General features: G+C 51.7%; 20 protein-coding genes. 4 read left to right on the top strand and 16 right to left on the bottom strand.

The window, feature by feature from the left end; all coding sequences use genetic code 11:
* Positions 1 to 18: 18 nt before the first annotated feature.
* Both MKX51_RS20150 and mntR read right to left on the bottom strand, forming a co-directional pair.
* Entirely contained in the window at positions 19 to 1,698 is a 1,680-nt protein-coding gene (locus MKX51_RS20150) for a family 10 glycosylhydrolase (RefSeq protein ID WP_340993589.1), read from the bottom strand.
* Between the two features lie 176 nt (positions 1,699 to 1,874).
* Positions 1,875 to 2,300 carry a transcriptional regulator MntR gene (gene mntR / locus MKX51_RS20155; RefSeq protein ID WP_340939475.1) on the bottom strand — a complete coding sequence of 142 codons (426 nt, stop codon included), beginning with the start codon at positions 2,298 to 2,300 and terminating at the stop codon, positions 1,875 to 1,877.
* Between the two features lie 193 nt (positions 2,301 to 2,493).
* On the opposite strand from mntR, the gene splB reads away from it, so the two are divergent.
* On the top strand, positions 2,494 to 3,570 hold the full coding sequence (gene splB, locus MKX51_RS20160) for a spore photoproduct lyase (protein WP_340993590.1): 1,077 nt from the start codon (positions 2,494 to 2,496) through the stop codon (positions 3,568 to 3,570).
* Positions 3,571 to 3,578: 8 nt separating this feature from the next.
* Here splB and MKX51_RS20165 read toward each other — a convergent pair whose 3' ends face one another.
* The 8 genes from MKX51_RS20165 to MKX51_RS20200 all read right to left on the bottom strand — a co-directional run bounded on the left by MKX51_RS20165 (position 3,579) and on the right by MKX51_RS20200 (position 13,414).
* Complete coding sequence (locus tag MKX51_RS20165; protein WP_036698435.1) at positions 3,579 to 4,292, bottom strand: cytochrome c biogenesis CcdA family protein; 714 nt, start codon at positions 4,290 to 4,292, stop codon at positions 3,579 to 3,581.
* A gap of 108 nt (positions 4,293 to 4,400) precedes the next feature.
* The gene (locus MKX51_RS20170) at positions 4,401 to 5,204 is read right to left on the bottom strand and encodes a metal ABC transporter permease (protein ID WP_340939473.1); all 804 of its coding nucleotides are present in this window, start codon (positions 5,202 to 5,204) and stop codon (positions 4,401 to 4,403) included.
* A 662-nt stretch (positions 5,205 to 5,866) separates the two neighbouring features.
* Entirely contained in the window at positions 5,867 to 6,616 is a 750-nt protein-coding gene (locus MKX51_RS20175) for a metal ABC transporter ATP-binding protein (RefSeq protein WP_036731897.1), read from the bottom strand.
* A 33-nt stretch (positions 6,617 to 6,649) separates the two neighbouring features.
* Positions 6,650 to 7,627, bottom strand: a complete 978-nt coding sequence (locus MKX51_RS20180) for a metal ABC transporter solute-binding protein, Zn/Mn family (protein ID WP_340993591.1) — start codon at positions 7,625 to 7,627, stop codon at positions 6,650 to 6,652.
* Positions 7,628 to 7,827: 200 nt separating this feature from the next.
* A complete protein-coding gene (metG, locus tag MKX51_RS20185) occupies positions 7,828 to 9,861 on the bottom strand; it encodes a methionine--tRNA ligase (RefSeq protein ID WP_340993592.1) in 2,034 nt (677 codons plus the stop codon).
* A gap of 358 nt (positions 9,862 to 10,219) precedes the next feature.
* Positions 10,220 to 10,483, bottom strand: coding sequence for a membrane protein insertion efficiency factor YidD (gene yidD / locus MKX51_RS20190; protein ID WP_339249555.1), 264 nt, complete (start codon positions 10,481 to 10,483; stop codon positions 10,220 to 10,222).
* 2 nt (positions 10,484 to 10,485) lie between these two features.
* Positions 10,486 to 10,947: a Fur family transcriptional regulator gene (locus MKX51_RS20195; RefSeq protein ID WP_340939469.1), complete on the bottom strand. Its 462-nt coding sequence runs from the start codon at positions 10,945 to 10,947 to the stop codon at positions 10,486 to 10,488.
* 175 nt (positions 10,948 to 11,122) lie between these two features.
* Complete coding sequence (locus MKX51_RS20200) at positions 11,123 to 13,414, bottom strand: copper amine oxidase N-terminal domain-containing protein (RefSeq protein WP_340993593.1); 2,292 nt, start codon at positions 13,412 to 13,414, stop codon at positions 11,123 to 11,125.
* 293 nt (positions 13,415 to 13,707) lie between these two features.
* Between MKX51_RS20200 and MKX51_RS20205 the strand changes: the two genes are divergently transcribed.
* The 3 genes from MKX51_RS20205 to MKX51_RS20215 all read left to right on the top strand — a co-directional run bounded on the left by MKX51_RS20205 (position 13,708) and on the right by MKX51_RS20215 (position 16,754).
* Complete coding sequence (locus MKX51_RS20205) at positions 13,708 to 15,291, top strand: helix-turn-helix domain-containing protein (protein WP_340993594.1); 1,584 nt, start codon at positions 13,708 to 13,710, stop codon at positions 15,289 to 15,291.
* Positions 15,292 to 15,382: 91 nt separating this feature from the next.
* Entirely contained in the window at positions 15,383 to 16,399 is a 1,017-nt protein-coding gene (locus tag MKX51_RS20210; RefSeq protein WP_340993595.1) for an iron-siderophore ABC transporter substrate-binding protein, read from the top strand.
* A 10-nt stretch (positions 16,400 to 16,409) separates the two neighbouring features.
* The gene (locus MKX51_RS20215) at positions 16,410 to 16,754 is read left to right on the top strand and encodes a nitroreductase family protein (protein ID WP_340993596.1); all 345 of its coding nucleotides are present in this window, start codon (positions 16,410 to 16,412) and stop codon (positions 16,752 to 16,754) included.
* A gap of 108 nt (positions 16,755 to 16,862) precedes the next feature.
* Here the strand turns inward: MKX51_RS20215 and MKX51_RS20220 are convergent, their stop codons facing one another.
* The 6 genes from MKX51_RS20220 to pflA form a co-directional block, all read right to left on the bottom strand.
* Positions 16,863 to 17,654 carry a response regulator transcription factor gene (locus MKX51_RS20220; protein WP_340939458.1) on the bottom strand — a complete coding sequence of 264 codons (792 nt, stop codon included), beginning with the start codon at positions 17,652 to 17,654 and terminating at the stop codon, positions 16,863 to 16,865.
* Entirely contained in the window at positions 17,632 to 19,485 is a 1,854-nt protein-coding gene (locus MKX51_RS20225) for a cache domain-containing sensor histidine kinase (protein WP_340993597.1), read from the bottom strand. The genes MKX51_RS20220 and MKX51_RS20225 overlap by 23 nt, the downstream gene beginning before the upstream one ends.
* Positions 19,486 to 19,512: 27 nt before the next feature.
* Complete coding sequence (locus tag MKX51_RS20230) at positions 19,513 to 20,343, bottom strand: carbohydrate ABC transporter permease (protein WP_340993598.1); 831 nt, start codon at positions 20,341 to 20,343, stop codon at positions 19,513 to 19,515.
* The gene (locus MKX51_RS20235) at positions 20,343 to 21,227 is read right to left on the bottom strand and encodes a carbohydrate ABC transporter permease (RefSeq protein WP_076079921.1); all 885 of its coding nucleotides are present in this window, start codon (positions 21,225 to 21,227) and stop codon (positions 20,343 to 20,345) included. The genes MKX51_RS20230 and MKX51_RS20235 overlap by 1 nt, the downstream gene beginning before the upstream one ends.
* A gap of 79 nt (positions 21,228 to 21,306) precedes the next feature.
* The gene (locus MKX51_RS20240; RefSeq protein ID WP_340939454.1) at positions 21,307 to 22,710 is read right to left on the bottom strand and encodes an ABC transporter substrate-binding protein; all 1,404 of its coding nucleotides are present in this window, start codon (positions 22,708 to 22,710) and stop codon (positions 21,307 to 21,309) included.
* 198 nt (positions 22,711 to 22,908) lie between these two features.
* On the bottom strand, positions 22,909 to 23,646 hold the full coding sequence (pflA, locus tag MKX51_RS20245; RefSeq protein ID WP_340939452.1) for a pyruvate formate-lyase-activating protein: 738 nt from the start codon (positions 23,644 to 23,646) through the stop codon (positions 22,909 to 22,911).
* Positions 23,647 to 23,761: the final 115 nt, after the last annotated feature.

Raw genomic sequence — 23,761 nt, forward strand, 5'->3', positions numbered from 1 at the left:
CGGGGGACTATTCATTACTTAACTCTTGAAATAGAAGCTGAGCAGGCTGGCCAGCCCATACGGGTCACGGACGACAATATCATTCGCCCGGAACAGGATGCTGCCTCCCACCTCATCGTACTTCTCATTATACTTGAGCTGGTTGATAATCTGATCCCCGCTCTGCCATTCCGCTGTCTGCTTGGTATCCCCTACCTTGTAGGAGGCCAGGCCGATGTACAGCTTAACCTTCGTTCCCTTAACCTCGTTCACCCACCAGTCCACCAGCTTGTCATAACGGGCGGCGCTGAAGGAGAGGCTCCAATAGACCTGCGGAGCAACATAATCGATCCAGCCGCTCTGAATCCAGGTGCGCACATCTGCATACATGTCATCATAGGCTGACACCCCTGCTGTAGTATCTGAGCCGGTGCTATCCGCTTTTTTGTTGCGCCATACCCCGAACGGGCTGACCCCGTAAGAAACGGACGGCTTCGCTGCATGAATCTCCTGCCCCAGCTGGCGGATGAACTGGTTGATATTATCCCGCCGCCAGTTGCCTTTGCTGCTAATTCCTTGTGTATTGAAGGTCTTGAAGGCCGTATCATCGGCAAAAGCTACATTTGAAGGATAAAAGTAATCATCCAGATGTACTCCATCGATATCATACCCTCTGACCACCTCCATCACCGTGTCAATGATATGCTGCCGCGCATCTGGAATCCCCGGATTTATGTACAGCTTGTTCTCGGCCTTGACGATCCAGTCCGGATGAAGCTTGGCGACATGGTTAGAGGCTAGACTGCTGGTAGATGCGTCTGTGGTAGCCCGGAACGGATTGAACCAGGCGTGCAGCTGCATTCCCCGGCTGTGGGCACTGCTAACCATATAGGCCAGCGGGTCGTAGCCGGGCTCCTTCCCCTGAGTCCCGCTAAGCACCTTGGACCAGGGCACGATCTGTGAAGGATAAAGTGCATCCCCAGACGGTCTGACCTGGACGAATACACTATTGAATCCGGCCGCCTTCAGCTTGTCCAGCAGGCTGTCGAACTCCTTCTTCTGCTTGTCGGGATTGCCTGCCGAAGACGTAGAGGGCCAATCCAGATTATACACAGTGGATACCCAGGCGCCCTTCATCGCCTTACTGGTCTTGGCACCAGGAATAGAAGGTACGGTTGGTGACGGTACCGTTGGTATTGGCACAGACGGCGTAGGTGGTACAGTTGGTGTAGGCACTGACGGAACTGACGGCACCGCAGGCGTTGAAGGCGCGCCGATCTCCTTGCCGGAATATAAGGAAATATGCTTCGTCGCCTGATCCCAGAGTACCTGAAGCCCAAGCTGCTCGCTTACAAACCGCAGCGGGACCATGACCCGCCCCTGTGTGATCTGCACAGAAGTATCCAGACGGACAGACGCCCCGTTAACGATGGCACTTGTTTTGCCGCTGGTCAGCTGCAGTATATTATTATCCTTGCTGATGGTTGCTGTCTTACTGGCCTGATCCCATTTCACACCGGCCCCCAGTCCCTGGCTAATCACACCGGCAGGCACCATCGTAACGTTGGTACGAGTAATATACGGCGGCACATCCGGGTTCAGCGTCTCCCCATCCAGTTCAATGGTAATTTGCACAGAAGCTGCGCGCACACCCGGCGTCCACACGGGCAGACATAACATAACGACGAGCAGTCCTACGATCCATTTACGGTAATTCATAATTCCTCCCAGGTCTTGAAGTTGTATATATAAAAAATGACCCTCTCATCCTTAAGTAAGGGAGAAGGCCGCTCTTTGGTGTAAACGGAATCCTTCCTGAAGTGAAAAAGGAACGGTACCCGTTTTGACGTAAAAAAACTGGAAAGGTTGCGCTAATCAAACAAAAAAAGCCACGTTTATGAATCGCTGGCCATCTCATGGTGAATATCATACAAGGTCTGCACACGCGCTTCATCCCGGCGGAAATACTCCACCAGCGTTTCGATCCGGGTGATGGAATCCCAGCTCAAGTGATGCTCAATGCCTTCAACATCCTTATAAATATGCTCTTGCTGCACCCCAATAATCCCGAGGAACTCCTCCAGCAGCTGATGGCGGTCCACAAGACGTTTCCCCACTTTTTTTCCTTTGCTTGTTAGGACAAGCCCACGATATTTCTCATAGATGAGATATTCGTCCTTATCCAGTTTTTGGATCATCTTGGTCACAGAGGAGGGATGGACTTCCAGCCCCTCGGCAATATCCGAGACCCGCGCATAACCCTTCTCGTCGATGAGCTTATATATGCGCTCCAAATAATCCTCCATGCTGGGTGTTGGCATTCTAGCTTACCTCTTTTCTATAATGAGCGTAACGGTGGGACCGGGCCTTGCTCTAACAATGATACATGCTTCTGCCGCTCCTTGGCAAGTCCTGCCGGTCATACGCTTCCCCGGTTAGTGATGTTTACCATGATTCCATTCGCCTGCGGATTGGCACAATAACGGTATCCTCATCCCGAAGGAGCGTGAAATAATGACCTTAATCACACCCGAACACCCTCCTGCCAAAAGACAGCGCAAGCCCACCGGACTGTTCATCCCGGAGCTGGTTTTCTTCGAGCCCGATGCGCTCAATTATCCCAAAGGGGAGCGGATTATGGAATGGGTCAAGTCCCGGAATATTCCTTACCGTATGACCACCTCGCATAACCGGATTACCAACCTGCCCGGCGAGACTGAAACCGAGCAATACAAAATCGCCAAACGGACGCTTGTGGTCGGCTTGCGTAAGACGCTAACTTTTGACCAGTCGAAGCCGTCTGCCGATTATGCGATTCCGATTGCCACCGGGTGCATGGGCCACTGTCATTATTGTTACCTGCAGACTACGCTGGGAGCGAAGCCCTACATCCGCGTCTATGTCAATACCGGGGACATCATCGATGCAGCCAAAAAATATATCACCGAGCGTTCCCCGGAAATTACAACGTTCGAAGCGGCCTGTACCTCAGACCCGCTCGGCCTTGAGCATATTACCGGCTCGCTGACGGAACTGATCGAATTCATGGCGGAGGAGCCGCTCGGGCGGCTGCGCTTCGTAACCAAATACCAGCATGTCGAGCCGCTGCTTAAGCTGAAGCATAACGGCCATACCCGTGTACGCTTCAGCGTGAACGCCGACTATGTAATTAAAAACTTCGAGCCGGCCACCTCACGCTTCGAGGAACGCATTGAGGCCGCCGGACAGATCGCCCGTGCCGGGTATCCGCTGGGCTTCATCATTGCCCCTATTATCTGGCATGACGGCTGGGAAGACGGCTACAGCGAGCTATTGGAGAAGCTGGCGCATGCCCTGCCGCCAGGGATTGGCCAAGGGCTGACCTTCGAGATGATCCAGCACCGCTTCACCAAGACGGCCAAGACCGTCATCGAGAAGCGTTATCCCAAGTCGAAGCTGGAGATGGACATCGAGAAGCGCAAGAAGAAATGGGGCAAATGGGGACAGAATAAATATGTCTACCCGGACGAACAGCAAACCGCCCTGCGCGAATTCATCACAGAGCGGATTTTTGAGCATTTTCCGGAAGCAGGCATTGATTACTTCACTTAAAGCTTCATTTAGAAAATCAGCCAGCGCGGCGTAATGCCCTGCAGCCAGATCGTAATGCGGAACATCTGGTCGGTGAACAGCAGGATGCCCATGAATACCATCAGACCGCCGCCCAGCTTCATCAGCAGGTTGGAGTATTTCAGGATCTTGCGCGCCCCGCCCAGGAAAAAGGCCAGTCCGAAGAACGGCAGCGCAAAGCCGATACTGTACGCCGTAATCATCGTAAACCACGTTCCCGGATCACTGGCCGATAGCGCGATAATGGCTGTTAGAATCGGGCCGATACACGGTGACCAGCCTGCCGAGAACCCGATGCCGAAGATGAAGGAGCCCAGGTACCCGGCAGGCTTCCATCTCAACTCCAGCTTGCGTTCACGCAGCAGGAACTGCGGCTGGAACACGCCCAGCAGGAAGAGCCCCATGACAATAATAAGGATCGCCGACAATTGACGGATCAGATCCCGCTGGCCGTTGAAGAATTCACCGAACAAGCCGGCTCCGAAGCCGAGGGTATAGAACACTGCCGAGAAGCCCAGAATGAACGCCAGCGTATGCGAGAGGGTCCGGAGACGGACCTCTTTGCTGTTGCTGCCGCTCTTCAGCTCCTGCACCGATAAGCCGGTAATATAAGATAGATAAGAAGGATAGAGCGGCAGGCAGCAAGGCGATATGAATGACGCCACTCCGGCGGCAAAAGCGATTCCTGCATTCAGGTTGGACACGGGCGCATCTCCTTCCATAGTCGGGGTCACTCGGGTCACTTCATGTAGCAGCAGTACAGATACAATTATGTAGTTGGTGCTGAGGGCGGCCGGTTATATGCTTATTTGTTAAGTAGGCAGCCCTTTTTTTCCGATCAGGGTTAGGGTCAAAAGTGCAATTAACAGCAGAACAATCGTTGCTCCAGGAGCCAGATTCCATACTCCAGCAATGACCAGTCCGCCAATAACGGCAATCTCGGCAATCGCCACGGACAGAATAACCGAAGACTTGAAGCTCCGTGACAGCAGCAGACTAATGGCTACAGGAATGGTCAGCAGCGCAGAGACCAGCAGCGAGCCGACAATCTTGATCGCCGTACTGATCACCAGAGCCGTTAATACCGTAATCAGCATATTGAGCAGCTTCACCGGAAGTCCGCTGACACTTGCCGCGTCCTCTTCGAAGCTGAGCAGGAAGAATTCCTTGAAGAATAAGGTTACGACGACCACAACGGCAATCGTTACGATTCCCACCACGATAAGATCCGTAGTATTGAGCGTATAGATGCTGCCGAACAAATAGCTCATTACATCTGCATTATACCCTTTGCCCAGGGTGAAAAAAAGGGAGGCCAGCGCTACACCGCCCGACATGATGATGGCAATGGACAGCTCGGCGTAGCTTTTGTAGGCTTTGCGCAGCTTCTCAATCGCAAATGAGGCCACAACCGCGAAGATTAGCCCCGCCCCGAGCGGATAAAAGCCTGTCAGAAAGCCCAGCGCGACCCCGGCAATCGTAACATGCGCCAGCGTATCTCCGATCATGGACAGACGCCGCAGCACCAGAAAAACGCCGATCAGCGGCGCGGTAATACCAATCATCAGCCCGCCGGCCAGCGCCCGCTGGAAAAAATCACTAAACAGGATTTCCAAGATGATGTTCTCTCCTACTTTCAAATATGAAACCTTTCATTGCAAAAGCTTTTAGCCATCCCTCCCAAACCCTCCCTTCCCGAAGGGAGGGCCCCAAGGGCTCTGCCCTCTGGACACCCGTGAAGTGCAATTGGCGTGGGAGGAGGGGTTGTCGCAGCTTAGGGACGTTGGTGAAAAGAGCGCTTTGCCTCCCTGCGGGATACGCTTAACTGGAGACGGGATCTACATACGTCACAAGACTAAGAAGATCAAAAGATTAAGATCAAAAAATTAAGATCAAAAAATTAAGATCAAAAGATTAAGGGATCGTCCTATGTTGTACAATGGACGATCCGAAAACTGACTTGAGCGTTCTATGTTGCACAATGGACGATCCAACTGATGAGATCCTGACAACATCTCATCCTCTTATTGCAGAACGTACAACAGAATCTTAACTTTTGAGCGGTTAATCGGGTTCTGTTGTATTTCGTACAATGGATATTGGCAGAAGGGCTGGAAAACGGCCGATATCAAAAAATCTAATGTACAAACTGCAACAGAACAGCAAAAAGGGCAGAAATTCGGGCAATCTACTGTACAAAATACAAAAGGCTGCATTTCGAGCGGTTGGACCGTTTAATAATCAGGGTAACTATTCTCTTGTCAGCCAATGTCAACGATCAAGACAGGGTATGCTGCAAATTATCGACGGCGCAGTCCTGCACATCATGCGAGTGGCGGCAGTAGAAGTTGATTTTACCGTTCTTCTGGACGGGCTCGCTGCCCAGGTAATTCTTCATCATGTCGATATCATGCGAGACCATCAGGAAGGTCATATGGTGATGGGCATGCATGTGCATGATCAGCTCGAAGAATCCGGCCTGGGTCTCGGCGTCAATGCCGACGGTAGGCTCATCCAGAATCAGCAGATCCGGGTGGTTGATCAGCGCACGGGCCAAGAAGACACGCTGCTGCTGGCCACCGGACAGCTGGCCGACTCTTTTCTCGGCAATATCCTGAATCCGCATGACTTCAAGCGCATCCTCACACTGCCGGTGCTGGGCCTTGGATACGCGGCGGATCAGGTTCTTGTTGTTATACAGGCCGGACAATACGACCTCACGGACGGTCGCCGGGAACAGCGGGTTGAACGCATTCTTCTGCGGCACATAGCCGATCCGCTCCCAGTCCTTGAACCTCCGCACCGGCTGGCCGAATAATTTGATTTCTCCGCTGGTGGCAGGCAGCAGGCCGACGATCATTTTAAGCAGCGTAGTCTTGCCCGCACCGTTAGAACCGAGGATACCGAGGAAATCACGTTCTTTTACCGTATAATTCAGATTCGAGATCACCTTCTGTTCCCCGTAGGAGAAGGACAAATCCTGTATTTCGATCATATGCTGATGGCAGTCCAGGGATACCGGTTGCATGTGAAGTACCGCCTTTCACTTATACTTTCCTTATTATTGTAAGGCCAGAATGAGATTTTGCAAATTTTTCTCCATTAAGGTGAAATAGTTGTCCCCGTTCTTCTGCTGGGCCTCGGTCAGCCCTTCTACCGGATTCAGCACCATCGTGGATACCCCGGTCTCACTTGCCAGGGTCTTAGCCAGCTTATCGGATACAAGCTCCTCGAAGAAAATATAACGGATGCCCTCTGCCTTAACCAGCGCCGCCAGCTTCACCAGATCCTGCCCGCGCGGCTCAGCGTCCGGCGACAGCCCCATTATGGCATGCTGCGACAGTCCATAATCACGCGCTAGATACGAGAATGCCTGATGAGATACGACAATCTCCTTGTTAGGCAGCTTGCCCAGCTCTTCGGTGAACTTCAGATCCAATGCGCTCAGGCGGTCGGCGAGCTTCTGGTAGCGCTCCTCATAGCCTTCAGTATGCGCAGGATCAACGGATTGAAGACTATCCTTGATATTCTTGGCCATTACAAGCGCGGACTTCGGACTTACCCAGGTATGCGGGTCGGTGTGCAGGCTGTCGCCATGCCCGTCTGCTTCCGCTTCTTCACCTTCATGGCCGTGATCATGCCCGTCTTCTTCATCCGTAGTAATCAGCTTCACCCCTTGGCTAACCTCTACAGCCTTGGTCTTACTGTCACTATCGAGGCTCTTGAGGAAATTGGGTACCCAGCCCTCCAGCCCGGCTCCGTTATACAGGAACAGCTGCGCCTTGGAGGTTGCGATGATATCCTGGCTGCGCGGGGTCCAGTCATGCGGCTCTACCCCTACAGGAAGCAGGTTGATAACATTGGCATCTCCGCCGCCGATTTCGGCAGTGAATTCATATATTGGATAAAAAGTAGTTATAACGTTCACTTTTCCTTCAACGATACTGCCACTGCTCTTCGGACCACATGCGGTCAGCATCAGAACCAGCAGTAACGCGGCGACGGGCAGCAGCCGTCTAACCATTCTTGTATGTAACATTTCTCTATCGACCCCTTAAATCGTAAAATTTACTATCAGAATTATAATAGTAATCGTTACGATAAGTCAACTCCGATCTGCATTTCGTAGTCTGCAAGCTGCCTTCTACCCGGTTATCTTGGAGCAAAAAGAAGCAATCCCCGCTGCCTGTGGCCTGCGGAGATTGCTGTACGGTCATTATGCGGATGCTCTTGGCAGCCTTATTTCACAATCGCTCCGTTCGGCATGCTGTCCGGCACGGTAGCAATGGTCAGCTGATCGCCCTTGGAGGCGGCCAGGATCATGCCCTGCGACAGCTCACCGCGCAGCTTCACCGGCTTCAGGTTCACAATACAAATCACCTTGCGCCCCACCAGCTCCTCCGGTGTGTAGAACTTCGCAATGCCGGACACCACCTGGCGCTGCTCATAACCAAGATCCAGCTGCAGCTTCAGCAGCTTATCCGCCTTCTTTACCGGCTCGCAGGCGATGACCTGGGCTACGCGCAGCTCCGCCTTGGCGAAATCGTCGATGCCGATTTCTTCCTTATGCTCCTCTTCCTCCGGATCGGCAGCCGCCGCATCCGCAGTCACAGCAGCCCCTGCAGGCGCAGCTTCAGCAGCTGCTTCTGCAGGCTTCCCGGCTCCCATCGCTTCGGCGATGTACGCGACCTCCTGCGCCACATCCAGGCGCGGGAAGATCGGGTCGCCCTTCACCAGCCGGGTACCCGCTGGAATCAGGCCGAAGGATCTGCCGCTCTCCCAGGTGGTCAGCTCGCCCGGCTGAATGCCCAGCTGCTCCCAGATCTTCGCCGGAGCGCCGGTCAGGAACGGCTGAAGCAGGATGGACGCGGTGCGCAGTCCCTCGACCAGATGTCTCATCACCGAAGCCAGCTCCCCGCTGCGGCTCTCGTCCTTGGCGAGCACCCAAGGCTGGGTCTCGTCAATATACTTGTTTGTCCGGCTGATCAGCGCGCCGATGGCAGTCAGGGCTACGGAGAATTCCATCTTCTCCATCGCTTCTTCTACCTTAGCGTAAGTGCTCTGCACCATCGCCTCAAGCTCACCGTCAAATGCGGTAACCTGCCCGGCATAAGCCGGAAGCTCGCCGCCGAAGTATTTCTCCACCATCGCCCCCGTCCGGTTCAGCAGGTTGCCAAGGTCATTGGCCAGATCGTAGTTAATCCGGTCCACGAAGCTCTCCGGCGTGAAGGTTCCATCCGAGCCGAAGGGAACCTCGCGCAGCAGATAATAGCGCAGGGCATCCAGGCCGTAGCGGTCAATCAGCGTCACCGGATCGACCACATTGCCCTTGGATTTGGACATCTTGCCGTCCTTCATCAACAGCCAGCCATGGGCGAATACCTTCTTCGGCAGCGGTTCGCCGAGCGCCATCAGAATGATCGGCCAGTAGATGGTATGGAAGCGGACAATTTCCTTCCCGACGATGTGCACATCCGCAGGCCAGTACTTGTCATACAGGCTGCGGTCCTCCGAGCCATAGCCGAGAGCCGTAATGTAGTTAGTAAGCGCATCAATCCACACATACACTACATGCTTCTCGTCGCCTTTTACCTTAACGCCCCAGTCAAAAGTCGTACGGGATACAGCCAGATCCTCCAGACCCGGCTTGATGAAGTTGTTAATCATCTCATTCTTGCGGGATTCCGGCAGGATAAACTCCGGGTTCTCCTCGTAGAACTTCAGCAGGCGGTCAGCATACTTGCTCATGCGGAAGAAGTAGCTCTCCTCCTTGACCAGCTCCACCGGATGTCCGCTGTCCGGACTTTTTCCTCCGGTAATCTTGCCGTCAGCATCACGTTCAATATCCACCAGCTGGGTCTCCGTGTAGAAGGTCTCATCCGAAATACAGTACCAGCCTTCGTACTCCCCTTTGTAGATATCCCCCTGCTTCAGCAGGCGGTCAAAAATATCCGCAACCACCTTCTTATGGCGCTCCTCCGTTGTACGGATGAAATCATCATTCGAGATGTCCAGCTTCTTCCACAGATCCTTAATGCCGACTACAATCCCGTCCACGAACTCCTGAGGGGTCTTTCCGGCCTTCCCGGCCTTCTCTTCAATCTTCTGCCCATGCTCGTCCGTTCCGGTCAGATAGCGCACCTCATAGCCGCGCAGCCGCTTGTAGCGGGCCATCGCATCACCGGCTACCGTAGAATACGCATGCCCGATATGCAGCTTGTCGCTCGGATAATAGATCGGTGTTGTCAGATAAAAGGTTTTGTTCTCACTCATTACTTCATCATCCCTTCGTTATCCCTAGTCGTCCATTTCACACAAAAAACTCCCGCCCCTCTATGGGGCGAGAGTAAACTCACGCGATACCACCCAACATTCCCCGGCTCCTCACAGAGCGCAGGCTTCGTCAGTTCCTTAACGGAACTGTCCATTAACGCTGGAACACGCCGTGTGCTTACGCAGACCCCGGCTTCAGGCCTTCCGCTCGAACACAGTTCCTCCCGGACCATATTCAATCTGGCATCCCATACCGGCTCCCAGCAGTCCCGGCTCTCTGTAATGGTGTCCACATCTACTTATCCGTTCCTCGGAATATCACTTATTATTCAAAATATACCCATCCCGGCGGCCCGTGTCAAGTCGTATGCAGCGGCTTGTCCCCGGATGGCTGCTCTTTGCGCGGCGGCACCGGGTCAAGTCCTCCCGGATGGAAGGGATGGCAGCGGGCAATCCGCCGGGCAGCCAGCCATGAGCCCTTGAGCGGTCCATGGACCTCAATGGCCTCCAGTGCATAAGCCGAACAAGTCGGGTAGAACCGGCAGGTAGCGGGCTTGAGCGGCGAAATGAACTTGCGGTAGACCCGGATAGGGGCCTGTACCGTTCTTCGTAAGCTAGCCATACTCAGCGTCCCTCTTTGCTGCGCACGGCCCCGGACGGCTCTTCTTCTCTTCCCTGCTCACAATCCTTGCAGTAGCCGAACACCTCGAATTTATGCTTGACCACCCGGAACTGATCCGGCGGATCGGTTAGATTCATCGGGCAGAATTGAATCGGGTACGTCTTCATGCACTGCAGGCAAATCATATGGTGATGATGGTGATCCTGACTGCAGCTTGCCTTGAATTTGACGCCTTCTTCAAATACAATCTGCTCCAGTACCCCCAGCTCCTCCATAACGCGCAGGTTACGGTAGACGGTATCGAAGCTCAGTCCGCTATACTTGCGGCCCATATGCTCATATACATCCTTCGCAGACAAATATCCCGTATTCTCGCCGAATAATTTGGCAAGCGTCTTGCGCTGATCGGTGATTCGCAGCCCCTGCCCCGACATGGCTTCCAGGATTTGATCTGTCGACAGCATTCGCTCATCTCCCATAACATTAGATCGTTTGTGTTGCACTCTCTTTATAATGCCCCAAAAGCACTGCCCCGTCAATAAAAGTGCCCGTTGCCTCCCCGCATCCAGATACTTGCGGCAGATTACAAAACGGCAGCCGCCCCATCAGGAGCGCTGCCGTTTTGTATTGTAGAAGAAATTATTTTTTCGCCGGAAGCGGCGTGAAGACAAAGTTCACAGGCAGGTTACTGCCTGAGGCGACGGAGAACACAATCTCCACACGCCCTTCATATTCTCCGGTGCGGTAGATGACAGCATTCGTGTCTGAGGATAAGCCTAATACGCCCTTATTGGGCAGGTTCACCATTGAACCGTTTACGATCAACGGCCCCAGATAAGGACCCCCGCGCGGATTGAAGGTGATCAGCGTGTTTGCTGCAACACGATCCAATACGATTTTGTACAGTACCCCGAAGTTACCGGCGTTAGAAACATATGTTCCATTCATTGGATCAAGGCCGTCCAGGTTTTTGTCCATTTTATTGTCGCCCAGAAGCAGCTTGCTTTGCGTGGTACCTACCAGCTCGGTCACGTTCATGACGCGGGTAGAATCGGGGAATGTTCCCCGGGTATGCACGCCGTCAATGTCAAGAACCGGCAGATAAGGCAGCTCGGCGACAGGATCTTTGCTCTGCTCCACCATAACTACGTTATACTGAATCGGCAGATCACTGAACAGGTCTGCGCTCAGCGACATTACGTCTTTGGGCTTCATAGCGATTTTGTTCAGGTCTGTCATAATCGGAAGACTTTGCCCAGGCTGCAGGGTAATTTGCGATTGCGCCAAGCCGGTAACCATGGAATTGAAGTATTTCTCCATCGATACTTTTCCAGTATATTCCGGTGAGGTCACCGGTCCGGCAATTCCTAGATATTGGATGTTAATGGTTGTCGGATACAGGTTGTTATTGGTTGCAATCACATAGAGCTTCTGTCTGGTAGCCATATTGTTCATATGATGCACCAGGAAGCGCGTATTGCCCACTGAACTCTCCCGGTACAGTACACCTTCCGTCTGAACGGTCTCCGGGCTGTTACTGCGGATCAGGGTGTAGCCTTCGGACGACAGCGTATACGGCAGGTTAGGGAGCGCCGGGATCATCCCGCCGTCCATACTGATGATATCCCCCGGAATGGTGAACAGCTTCGTTACTTCATCCTGTGTATACAGTTGTTCATTGGTGATTGTAATCATCTTCTCAAAAGTACTGCTAAGACCGTGCTTGTCCGTAACCGTCAGCTGAATGGACAGCGGTCCCGGGGTGAAGTACGCCAGGGAACGATTGTTCCAGGTTGCGGTCAGCTCTTCATTCTCAGGATCATAGCTGGTATCGGTCAGGACTACCGGCTCACCCATTTTGTATTCTTCTTTATCTGTTGTGAATTGGGCTACTGGCGGCTGATTAGGCTGCAGTACCTGAATGGTTACCGGATAAGGGTCACTCCACATGTTATTGGCATCGCGTACCGAATACATAACTGTATAGAAGCCCGGCTGATCATAGATATCCAGCTTGTTGTCGCTCCAGCGTTCTTCAACAATCGGCGTACCGTTCGGGGAAGAGCTGTAGGTTACATAATTCACAGTAGTCTCACCAGCATAGATTTCTTTGGGCTGAACTGTGAAGGAGGCAGTCGGCTTGGTATTTAGCGTAAGAATAACCCGCTTCTGCACATTGTCTACGGTATAAGGAATATTAAGTGCATAGGTAATGGACGTTAACGGAATCATGAAGGTGCCTTTGAACTGGTAAGCCGGTCCCTTCATAGTGAACTTGGTGCCATTTACGGTATAGATTTTGCTGTCGGTCTTGAACCGCATAATGCTGGTACCCTTGGTCACAATGACCTCTTTGGTTTTGGCGTCATAGGTGAAAGCAACGCCGACCATTTCCACCATTGCGCGGATCGATACGTAGGAGACGCCGTTCTTGACTGCCATCGGCTGATTGGCGGTGTAAGGCGTTCCGTTTCTGAACATCTTGTTGCTGTTCATCATCAGAATAAGCTGGCCTGCCCCTGCAGCAGAGGTAGTAGTCATGCTTGGGGTTACAGGCGTATCCGTTAACGGAGTAGCCGTAGGCATAACGGCATCCGTCGGCACAGTACCGTCCACAGGAGCAGCTGTTGCACCTGGAACCTCAGTAGCGGCCGGAGCCGGAGTCTCTGTTACTGCCGGAATGCCTTGAACCGGTGATGCTGTAGGTACTGGTGTTGGTGTGGGTACCACTGTACCTGCAGGCGGTTCAGTCATTAACGGAGGCAACGGGTCTGTTGATTCTGGCTGAAGCTGTGTTTCAGAAGTATCCACCGCTGCGGCAACATGGCCTGTCACGGTCTGTGTGCTGACTGGAGCTGCAAAAGCCGGAACGGCTGCTGCTAATTGCGATACAGCTAATACTGTTACCAAGAACATTTTCCTAAAATTCATTGTACGACTCCTTCTGCTCCCATTGTAGTGTATAAGGCAGTATATTCAATGCTTTCTGTCCACCTTATAATCCCCGCAAAAACGCAACCGCCCTCTTCAGGACAGCAGCATATTTTGCCACGTTCATTTTACAAAACATAGTATTAGACGCAAGCAACGGAGAAAAGTTTCATTCTGTGTAAAGAAAGATCTATATAAATCCAATTAGCTCCATTATTGATCGGGTGCCCCCACCTGTCACCAGGAGAGTATAATAGTAGCAGACTTCATGTGAAAGGAGTATTTAAGCTGAAATGAATCCATCTGAAGGGTTATACAAACTTATCGACGCCCGCTGTGTTAAACCGGCTGGATCTGAATCTGAAATACATAAGTCAGACAGGCATACCCTCCTCATAGGAATTAAAGGCAGCGGCGAAGTTGAAGCTAAAGGCTATTGCTCTGAATTTGGTTCTTGCGATGTACTGCTGCTGCTCCCTGATACACCGTGGCGCTTGTTAGTGAAGGAGAAGAACTCTCTGGAATACTGCTGTTTTACCTTTGATGTGTATACTATAGACGGACAGCATACGCTTCAGCGCGGAGAGCTGGAGGACGATATTTTCCCGCCTGCCCATTGGTCTGAAGCGTTAGCTAAGACTGACCTGATCTGCTCTTGCTGGCAGGGCAGCAGCTGGGAAAGAATGGAGTCATCTATCCGTTTTCAGGAATTGCTGCTTCAGTTATGGAGACCAGACAGTTCGGAGACTAAGCATCGCACTCCCTCAACTGCAATGATTGACCAGTCCAAAGCCTATATAGACAGTCATTTCGGGCAGCCCATGACCAGAGAAAAGCTTGCCGAAATGACAGGAATGAGCGTCGCCCATTATTCCCGGCTGTTCAAAAAACAGGTGGGCCGGAGCCCGATGGAATATCTGAATTCTGTCCGCATTCGTCATGCGGGTGATTTGTTGCTCGGCTCTGAAATGACGCTTCGTGACACAGCGCACCGTGTAGGCTATCAGGATGAGTTCTATTTCAGCCGTAAATTCAAATCAGCCATTGGCATTTCACCATCTGTATATGTTAAAAAACACCGTATGTCCACTCGTATTGCCTCCATGGCCCATCCCTACACCTCTCATTTGCTGGCATTAGGTTTAACACCTTATGCGGCATTAATTAATAATTCACGGGGATCTGCCTATAGCTTGAATAACGTTATCAGCTTGGGTCATGATCAGCCCGACCTCGGCAGACTGGCAAGTGCCCGGCCGGAGCTGATTATCAGCTTCGAACATTCAGATTATGCGGAACCGGACAAAGCAGGCTTGTTCCCCCATTTTGCCCCAACGTGTACCGTGCCATTTGAAGGGGATTGGCGTGAGCATCTCCGGATAATTGCGAGAGCGGTGAACCGTCTGGAGATCGCCCGGCAGTGGCTTGAGGCGTACGAAGAGCTGGCTGAGAGTCTTCGGCTCAGTGTCAGAGAAAAGCTGGAGGACGAAAAAGTTGCTGTGGCGCAATATGAGAACGGGTGCTTCCGCCTGTTCGGCAACCGTAACTTGGGTACCGTGCTGTATAAAGATCTGCAGCTTGAGAGACCCCGGCAATTACTGAATGTAGAGCATTCCATTCTTCTTACTCCAGATCAGCTTTCAGAATGCAGCATTGACCATCTGATTCTGTTTACATCGGGTAACACCGCACAGCGTGATTTGATCCATCGTTCGCTAGCTTCACAAGAAGCATGGAGGGAGTTAAATGCCGTACGAAAAGGAAACGTCTACGAGGCCGCTGATTCAAGTCTCTATTCCTGTTACACCTCGCTGGCCCACGATTTATTTCTGCGCCGTTCAAGCGATTTGCTCCTGAGCCATATGTCCAGGCGATGAGCATTTTTGTCCATGGCACCCAACTATGCCACTCCTTATAATTAAGTTGTGATAATGATTATCATAATCAACTGCGAAAGGTGTGTGGCTTGTGTTTCCTTATACTCGAAAGTTCAAACACAAATTTAGCCGTGGAGTCATCGGCCTGCTTGGAGTAATAATGCTGAGGCTAGTCGTTGGATGCAGCAATAGCGGGAATAATGGAGGTTCGTCGGCTGCCGGTTCCACTTCTCCAGTACCTGCCAAGACGGCTGAAAATACGGATACCCGTATCATCTCAACCATTAAGGGAGATATAGAAATTCCGGCACATCCGAAAAAGGTTGCGGGCATGCTTTATGTTTTTGCTGACCATCTGCTGGCACTTGGAATTGAACCTCATGCAATGGTTACATACAACGATCTGGGATTCCCCCAATACCTGTCAGACCAAATGAAGGATACTATCGTTATTGGCTCAGGGGAAGCACCTAACTTAGAAGCACTGCTCGAAGCGGAGCCGGATCTCATTCTTGCTTCTAAGACACTGAATGAAGCGAACTATGAGCAGCTATCAAGGATTGCGCCAACGATACTTTTCGACAATGAAAATGAAGATGATTGGACCCGATTCCGGCAAACGGCAGAAATTTTCGGGAAAGAAACTGTGGCTGATCAGGTCCACGCCGATTATGAATCAAAGATAGCTGCGGTCAGGAACGAATTGGCTGCCACTGCTGCCACTGAGACTGTCGCCTATATGCGGATACAGGACAAGCAATTGCAGCTGATTCAACCGGAAGATAATTTTACGCTCTTCGGCCCTTTGGGACTAACCCCCGCTTCCACAGAAGGTATAGATTTCAAGGACTCATGGAATGTAGCCATCTCCGAAGAAGTACTTCCGGAGCTGAATCCTGACCGTATGTTCATCATTCTTCGCCCAGGTGACAGTAATCAGACGGCTCTGGATAATATTATGAGCACTTCAATCTGGGCCAACCTTACAGCTGTCAAGAACAAACATGTGTATATCGGTGATGCAAATCTGTGGTTTGCCGGCTATGGCCCAATCGGACTAAGCAAGGTGATCGATGAAATCTCGAATGCCTACCTGCCGGAATCGTGAGGGACGAGCCATGACTCCCACTCCTGACAGCCTGCTCATACGAACGATACGCGACAGAAGAACCATACAGGAATTTAATGGAATGCCCATTGCCCGGAGCACACTGCTCAACTTACTGGACAATGCGGTATGGGCACCTTTTCATTCCAAAAAAGAGCCTTGGCGATTCATCCTGTACACATGGGAGGACCGGACAATATTTGCCGACGCTATTCTGAAGACACGCCCGGAAGCATTCGTTCAACAATTCGGTGCACAGATACATGATACGTATTGCAGAAGACAAGCCTGCTCCAAAACCGCGTACTGCTGCTGTAGACTTGCTGACAGTTATAGAAGGCAATCATTCGGATAATTGTTGACAAGAGATCGTGGTCGGTTCCTGCTTTAAAAAAACAGAGGGCTGTCCCGCAAAGCCATTTCACGGCTTTGCGGGACAGCCCTAATTACTGGAAAGGCAGACTTACTGTGCTTCAGCCGTCCCGAACCTGCTACGGTATTCCTTGGGTGTCATTCCCGTCTGCTTCTGGAACACCTTGGTGAAATAACGGCGTTCCTGATAGCCGACGCCCAAGCTGATGGCCGTGATGCTCTTATCGCTGCTGGCGAGCATGAATTTGGCAGCATCAATCCGCTGCTGCGTGACATATTCCACGAAGGTCACCCCGAAGCGGTTCTTGAACAGCAGGCAGAAATAACTGCTGCTGATGCCAATCGTATTCGCCACCTCATCAATGCCGAGATCCGCATGGAGGCGCTCCGTAATGAACTGTGCGGCCTGATTCATCAGCTGCTCCGGTGTTTTTTTGACAGGATCGTCAGCCATAGGCACTTCCTGAAACAACGGGATGCTGTTGTACAACTTATCCTTATACTGCCTGCTGCGTATCCGGGACCCGATCTCCCGCACCTTGTCGCCAAGCTCCCCGTAATGAATCGGCTTGCAGATATATTCCTTCACACCCAGCCGGATCGCTTCACGCGCATAATCGAATTCCTGGTAGCCGCTGAGCAGCAGCACTTCGCTCTCCAGCCCCATCTCGCGCAGCTTGCCGATGAACGTCAGTCCGTCCATTACCGGCATACGGATGTCACATAGCACCAGATCGGGCGGCTGCTCCTCAGCAAGGCGCAGTGCCTCCATCCCGCTGCGGGCCATCCCCGCAACCTCCATCCCCATGTCCTGCCAGGGCAGCACAGTATTGAGATTGCTCAGAATAGGCGCTTCATCGTCAACCAATAATACTTTTAGCATAATGGCCTTCCCCCTGCCCGTATTTCGGAATGACGCACTGGATGATCGTTCCTTCCCCAGGACTTGCACATATGAAAATCCCATATCTGTCGCCGTATTCGATCCGTATCCGGTCTGCGACACTGCGTACACCCAGCCCCCGCCGCTCCAGATGAATGCCCTGCCCGGGCTTGCCTGCCGGCTGCTGCTCTGCCGGATCATTCACCATGTATTGAAACATCGATAGCTGAGACGGGGTCATCCCGATTCCGTTATCCGTTATCCGCAGTATCAGATTGCCTTGGTTCTCCCACACCTTGACACTCACCAGACCCTTATACCCGATCCCCTCAAAACCATGCTGAATGCTGTTCTCCACCAGCGGCTGGAGCGTAAGCTTCAGAATTCCGCAGCCCAGCAGCTCTGGCGGAATCTCAAGCTCATAATCGAACAGGTCCTCGAACCGGAACTTCTGGATATCCAGATAATTGCGCAGATGCTTAACCTCTTCCTCCAGCGTAATCTCATCCCTGTCCTGAATGCTGATCCGCAGAATACTCGCCAGCCGGTAGACCATCTCACTGACCTTGCGTCCTTCATTCTGCACCGCCAGCACATTGATCGATTCCAGCGTATTGAACAGAAAATGCGGCTTGATCTGGGCTTGCAGCACACGCATTTCCGCCTGATTCTTGCGCTGCTGCTCCACATGAACCCGGCTGAACAGCGTGTTGATTTTGTCCATAAGATCATTGAAGCCTCTGGCCAGCAGCGTCATCTCATCGTTGCCCTTCTCCTCGACGCGGGTAGTGAGGTCTCCGTCCTCCACCCGGCGCATGAAGCGCACAATCACAGCAATCCCGCCTGTAATCCGGTTCATGAAGAACAGATTGAAGATGACAGCACCTAGAAGGCATAGGAACATCACTACGACGAACCAGCGGGCGAACACCGTCACCTCATGAGACAAAGTATCCCAGGAAGTGATGGAGACCAGACTCCAGGGATACTCCTTGAGATGGTAGACCGACAGAATGCTTTTCTCGCCGCCGAACTGTGTCTTGAAGCTCTGAAAGCCGGGCTTAAACATAATCTCCTTCGTGGTGAAGCCGCGGAAATCCTGCCCGTCCAGCTGCCTGTCCGGGTCGAGCAGAATCATCCCGTCATCGTTAACCAGCATGAAAGACACCTTCTGGTCGGTGCCGCCAATCTTAAGATTGCGGAAAATCGACTCGAACTCCCAGTTCTTGATCTGCACCACCAGAATGCCGATATTCTGAAAGAAGCTAAGCTCCTTAACCAGCCGGATTTGCGTAAATACAGCCTCCGTCCCGGTCAGCTCAGGGTACTCATGCGGGGCCAGCCATTTCGGAACCCCGTTCAGCTTCATGACCTCCTGGTACAGCTCGCTGCCTTTGAACTTATCATAGGGCAGGGTGCGGAAGTTCTCCTTGTTGAAGACCGAGACGATCTCCGAGCTGCCTTTCCCGTTGAAATTATACAGGAAGGCATAGCTGATCGACGGATGATTATAGAGCAGACTGCGGAAATTACGCTGGCTGGCATTCAGGCTGAGCTGCTCGGCATCGGTTAAATCCTGCTTGGAGGGATCATCCGCGCTGAGCGCCATATGAAAGACCGAGGTGGCAATTCCGTTGTCAGTCACATTGTCCATATCCTTGAACACATTAGAAATGCTGTAGCTGATCGCTTTGAGCGAATATTCGGATTGCTGGCTGTACTTCTTCTCAATGGAATTATAAGTCACGAAGAACATAATCATGCCAAGAATGAACAGCGGAATGATAATCAGGCCTAAGAATGCCGTAAACAATTTGTAGCGCAGATTCATCGGCTGTTGCTCCTGACATGATTGATATTATCCTTTTACACTGCCTGCGGTGACGCCTTCAATAATCTTCTCTTGCAGAACCGCATAAATCACGATGACCGGAACCACACTGTAGACAATTCCCGCAGACATCTGTGCGTAATTCATCTGATACTGATCGCGAAACTGGACCATCCCCACCGGGAGCGTACGCAGCTCGTCATTGGAGAGAAAATAGTTGGCCAGCAGGAACTCATTCCAATTTCCCAGGAAATTAACAATGAATACAGTAACCATCGCCGGAACTGTCAAAGGTACAATAATTCTAGCAAATATACCCGGGGCCTTCAAGCCATCCATGACCGCCGCTTCTTCGATTTCACTGGGCAGCGAACGCATGAAGGCCGCCAGAATAATGATCGTGAACGGGATCGCATTGGCAATGTAAGGAATAATTAGCGCCCAGTGGGTATTGAGGATATGCAGCTTGCGGACAATCGTATAGATGGGCAGCATCAGCGCATTGTTCGGAATCAGCATCCCGATCAGAACCAGCGAGAAGAGAATGGTGTTCCACTTCCCCTGGCGCATCCGCGTGACCGCGAAGGCGAACATAGACGCGAGCAGAATAGACACTACAGAAGCAAGAATCGAAATATATAAGCTGTTGAAAAAATAAGTGCTGATCTTGGCATTCACCCAAGCTTCCACATAGTTGGACCATTCGAAGCTCTTCGGAATGCCGAAGGGGTTGAGGGCAATCGCATTATTATCCTTCTTCACCGAAGAGAAAAGAACGAAGAGAAACGGAAACAGCACAATCACCAGATACCCCAGCAGAGCGATGTGCGGCAGACTTTTTTTCAGCAGACGCGGCATCAGTATTCAATCCTTTCCGTACGGCGGGCAAACACCAGCTGGTAGAGGGCGGTTACCACGAGCGTGAACAAGAAGATCAGAACGGCGATCGTATTGCCGTACCCGTATTTGAAGTTGGTAATCGCATACTTAATCATATAGGTGGCCATCACCTCGGTTGAACCCGCCGGTCCCCCCTTAGTCATTACAATGACGATATCGGCAGCCTTCATCGCTCCGGCAATGGAGAGCATAATCACCACCGAGATGATGGGTACGATCAGCGGCAGGGTAATGCGTGTAGCCCGCTGGAACCCCGTAGCGCCGTCGATAGCCGCTGCTTCATCTAATTCACCGGGAATGGAGAGAATGGCCGCCAGCACCATGACAATATAGAATCCGGTCCACTGCCAGGCATTCGTGATCAGAATCGACAGCATGGCGAACCGTTCGTCCGACAGCCAGTAGACCGGCTCAATGCCGACCAGACCCAGTACTTTATTGAACAATCCAATGTTCGGCTCGTAGATGAAGCCCCAGAGAATCCCGATAACCGCTGTAGACATAATGGATGGCATGAATACCGCCGTCTTGTACAATCCCTTCAGCTTCTTCACATTTGCAATCAGTAAGGAGAAGAACACAATCAGCGGCACCTGTATGCCTACGGAGAACAGAATGAACCAGCCGTTATTTTTCACGGAAATCCAGAAGCGTTCATCTCCCAGAGCTTTCTTGAAGTTATCCACTCCGGCATATTTGACCGTCTCGGATACACCGTTCCAGCTGGTGAAGCTATAGTAGATCGAACTGAAGATCGGATAGATGAAGAACATAATGAACAGCACCAGTGCCGGAATAACGAACAGAATGAACACCAGAGGATTTCTCAGTGCCTTATTCATGACTACCTCCATATTGCTTTTCTTTTGAAAAATGCACCCTGGAGCAAGCACCAGGGCACATGTAGTTTACCGCTTCTTCTTATTCCACTGCCGCGTTGGCCTCTTCCTGAATCTTCTGGAGTGCTTCGCCCATCTTCTCAGGAGTCGTCTGCCCGCCGATCAGGCTCTGAATCTGGATATTACTGATTTCAGTGGTGACATCCGCCTGAACCAGCGAGTCAAAGGCCGGGAAGGACGACTTGGAGCTGTTCAATACGGCAACAATCTCACTCATCAGATCATCCGTAATGTTCTTGTTCAGCACAGCCTGATCAATCTTCATGGCAGGCAGGACTCCGTCCTCTACCAGGCCGCGCAGCTGCATCTCTTCATTGAACATATTCTTAATGAAGGATTTCACTGCTGCAAGCTGCCGCTCATCTTCACCCGCCGAAGCCGAGAAGCCATAACCATTGTTCACATCGCGCATCAGCGCCGTCTGATCCCCCACTCCGCCTTCAACCGCCGGAATATTGAAGAAGCCTACCTTGCCGATTAGACCTTCGCCGGATTGGCCGGCTTTGAACACGGAAGACTTCCAGGTCCCGTCATACATCAGGATGGCTTCACCGCTGGTGAACTGGGTAGTATATTCAGCATATTCGAAGCCCAGCTCTCCCTTCTTGAAGTAGCCTTTATCCACCCATTCCTTATATTTCGCCAAGCCCTTGATAACATTCGGATCATTCCACTTCGCTTCACCGGTAGCGAACTTCGCGGTCACATCCGGCCCGGCATAACGGGACCAGAGATGGTTGGCCAGCATCAGCGGTACCCAGCCTGCTTTGGAGGCACCGGCCATCGGCACTTTACCATCCGCCTTAATATCGGCCAGCTGCTTCTCCAGTTCGGCGAAGGTCGTTGGAGCCTTCCAGCCCTTACCGGTATAGTATTCTTTATTATAGAAGAAGCCTTCTCCAGATCCGCCGATCGGCAGGCCGTAGATTTTGCCTTCATAGGTGAACGGGTCCAGATTGGAGAACTTGTCTTTGATCCCTAATTCATCAAGGATCGGGGTCAGGTCCAGCAGCTTGCCTTCTTTGGCATAGATCTTGGAGTCCGGGCTGCCGAACAGGTCGAAGATCTCCGGAGGGTTACCGGCCGCCATTTCACCGCGCAGCTTCTCCTTACGGTTCACATCCGAATCTACTCCATCAAGCTTGAAGGTCAGTCCAGGCACATCCGCCTGCACCTTGCCCACCACATCCTCCAGAATAGCCAGTCGTTTCTGTTTGTCCGCTCCAACCTGGGTATGACGGATCGTCATTTCAAAAGGCTCAGCATTAGCCGGTTCTTCCGTTGCGGCAGCATTGGTAGCAGCAGCCTCTTCCGTCGCAGCAGGCTCTGTCGTCGGAGACGCATTATTCTTGTTACCTCCACAGCCAGCCAGCAGCGCCGAGCTGACGAACATCAGGGACAACAGCAGTGTTAGACTTTTTCTCATTACGGGTGACCCTCCCTATTTAATGATTTCCCTTACAACTCTTATTATAGAAAACCAGATTTGTTACCGTAAGGTTAAGATTCATCTTCAATAGGGATAAAATCCTCTACTGGAAGCGGATTCAGTCAGATTTCCTGACATACAAAAAAGCGAAACTCCTCAAAATAGAAGCTCCGCTTTCGAAATTATTATATGCAATTAGACCAATGCAGACTCTTTACGGCCCTCTTCGATCAGCCGGTACGCACGCTGCACTTCTTCATCCGAAGGTGACTCCACCCCTTCAAGCTCATAGGGACGGCCGAGTTCTTTCCATTTGTAGATCCCCATTACGTGATAAGGCAGGATTTCGAACTTCTCTACTCCATTAAGTGTGCCAATGAACCGTCCAAGATTCTGTAAATCCTCTTCCTTGTTGTGAATGCCGGGAACATAGACATGGCGAATCCACATTTTACGGTTATTATCAGATAACCAGCGGGCCAGCTTCAAGGTACGGTCGTTGGATTTGCCGGTCAGCTTGATATGCGCTTCATCATCAATATGCTTCAGATCCAAGAGCACCAAGTCAGTAACATCCAGCAGATCGCTGATTTTCGATCCATCATTATAGCCGTTGGTATCAAGCGTGGTATGCAGATTCCAGCGTTTCTTCACCTCGGTGAACAGTTGCTTCACGAAATGCGCCTGGAGGGTTGGTTCACCGCCGGATACGGTCAGACCGCCACCGGACGTTTTATAATAATTCAGGTAAGGCTCAATTTCCGCCAGCACTTGCTCGACGGTCATTTCCTTGCCTTCATTCAATTCCCATGTATCCGGGTTGTGGCAATACTGACACTTGAGCAGGCAGCCCTGCATAAAAAGCACGAAGCGGATACCCGGGCCATCCACCGTTCCAAACGTCTCCAAAGAGTGGATATGTCCTTTAAGCATGAGATGTCATCCTTTCGAAAAAAAACTTAAAATTTTAACCACTTTCAGACAAGAGTGTACCGCCCTCTTGCAAGGGCGGCAGCTCTTTGATTGATTTCAGTTCTTGTAGAACAAG

The sequence above is a fragment of the Paenibacillus sp. FSL M7-0420 genome (assembly GCF_038002345.1).
In the GTDB taxonomy this organism is placed as follows: domain Bacteria; phylum Bacillota; class Bacilli; order Paenibacillales; family Paenibacillaceae; genus Paenibacillus_AQ.

What these genes read in the sequence shown, in the direction of transcription:
- yidD (WP_339249555.1), bottom strand. Translation starts at nt 10,483, where the DNA reads ATGGCTAGCTTACGAAGAACGGTACAGGCCCCTATCCGGGTCTACCGC.
- MKX51_RS20150 (WP_340993589.1), bottom strand. Translation starts at nt 1,698, where the DNA reads ATGAATTACCGTAAATGGATCGTAGGACTGCTCGTCGTTATGTTATGT.
- MKX51_RS20220 (WP_340939458.1), bottom strand. Translation starts at nt 17,654, where the DNA reads ATGCTAAAAGTATTATTGGTTGACGATGAAGCGCCTATTCTGAGCAAT.
- MKX51_RS20180 (WP_340993591.1), bottom strand. Translation starts at nt 7,627, where the DNA reads ATGTTACATACAAGAATGGTTAGACGGCTGCTGCCCGTCGCCGCGTTA.
- mntR (WP_340939475.1), bottom strand. Translation starts at nt 2,300, where the DNA reads ATGCCAACACCCAGCATGGAGGATTATTTGGAGCGCATATATAAGCTC.
- MKX51_RS20200 (WP_340993593.1), bottom strand. Translation starts at nt 13,414, where the DNA reads ATGAATTTTAGGAAAATGTTCTTGGTAACAGTATTAGCTGTATCGCAA.
- metG (WP_340993592.1), bottom strand. Translation starts at nt 9,861, where the DNA reads ATGAGTGAGAACAAAACCTTTTATCTGACAACACCGATCTATTATCCG.
- MKX51_RS20215 (WP_340993596.1), top strand. Translation starts at nt 16,410, where the DNA reads ATGACTCCCACTCCTGACAGCCTGCTCATACGAACGATACGCGACAGA.
- MKX51_RS20230 (WP_340993598.1), bottom strand. Translation starts at nt 20,343, where the DNA reads ATGCCGCGTCTGCTGAAAAAAAGTCTGCCGCACATCGCTCTGCTGGGG.
- MKX51_RS20240 (WP_340939454.1), bottom strand. Translation starts at nt 22,710, where the DNA reads ATGAGAAAAAGTCTAACACTGCTGTTGTCCCTGATGTTCGTCAGCTCG.
- MKX51_RS20225 (WP_340993597.1), bottom strand. Translation starts at nt 19,485, where the DNA reads ATGAATCTGCGCTACAAATTGTTTACGGCATTCTTAGGCCTGATTATC.
- pflA (WP_340939452.1), bottom strand. Translation starts at nt 23,646, where the DNA reads ATGCTTAAAGGACATATCCACTCTTTGGAGACGTTTGGAACGGTGGAT.
- MKX51_RS20195 (WP_340939469.1), bottom strand. Translation starts at nt 10,947, where the DNA reads ATGCTGTCGACAGATCAAATCCTGGAAGCCATGTCGGGGCAGGGGCTG.
- MKX51_RS20175 (WP_036731897.1), bottom strand. Translation starts at nt 6,616, where the DNA reads ATGCAACCGGTATCCCTGGACTGCCATCAGCATATGATCGAAATACAG.
- MKX51_RS20205 (WP_340993594.1), top strand. Translation starts at nt 13,708, where the DNA reads ATGAATCCATCTGAAGGGTTATACAAACTTATCGACGCCCGCTGTGTT.
- MKX51_RS20235 (WP_076079921.1), bottom strand. Translation starts at nt 21,227, where the DNA reads ATGAATAAGGCACTGAGAAATCCTCTGGTGTTCATTCTGTTCGTTATT.
- splB (WP_340993590.1), top strand. Translation starts at nt 2,494, where the DNA reads ATGACCTTAATCACACCCGAACACCCTCCTGCCAAAAGACAGCGCAAG.